The sequence below is a fragment of the Staphylococcus pseudoxylosus genome, from assembly GCF_003697915.1.
In the GTDB taxonomy this organism is placed as follows: Bacteria; Bacillota; Bacilli; order Staphylococcales; family Staphylococcaceae; genus Staphylococcus; species Staphylococcus pseudoxylosus.
This window is the reverse complement of the sequence record NZ_RCVN01000059.1, coordinates 1-562: the sequence shown is the minus strand read 5'-3', so window position 1 is coordinate 562 and position 562 is coordinate 1. Positions and strand designations below refer to the sequence as shown.

The 562-nt window shown below is 38.3% G+C and carries 1 protein-coding gene; it reads left to right on the top strand.

The annotated features are described in order from the left end of the window. Positions 1-140: 140 nt before the first annotated feature. On the top strand, positions 141-562 hold a 422-nt coding region (locus D9V42_RS14785), incomplete at its 3' end, for a hypothetical protein (RefSeq protein WP_208639096.1).

The window sequence follows — 562 nt, the reverse complement described above, 5'->3', positions numbered from 1 at the left end:
GTTTTGGGCAATAATGAAATTGATATAACACAGTTCATGGAAATGGAACTAGAACTTGTTTATAAAATAATCGAACTTATTGCAGAGAAAAAGAAAGAGGAAAAAGAAAAAGAGAAAAGGCGTAAAAGAAAGGGTATGTAATGGCAAGTAATGCAACATTTGAGGTCGAGATATACGGTAATACAACGAAATTCGAGAACTCACTTAAAGGCGTTAATACCGCAATGTCAGGGCTTAGAGGAGAAGCTAAAAACTTACGTGAAGCTCTAAAACTTGACCCCACAAATACCGGGAAAATGGCGCAATTGCAGAAGAACTTACAAACGCAGTTGGGCTTATCACGTGACAAAGCAACAAAATTAAAAGAAGAACTTTCTACGGTTGACAAAGGGACGTCAGCAGGTCAAAAGAAATGGCTACAACTTACTAGAGATTTAGGTACAGTAGAAACACAAGCTAATAGGCTAGAGGGCGAAATTAAGCAAGTCGAGGGTGCTATTAGTTCAGGCTCTTGGAACATTGACGCTAAAATGGATACTAAAGGCGTTAATAGCGGAATTGA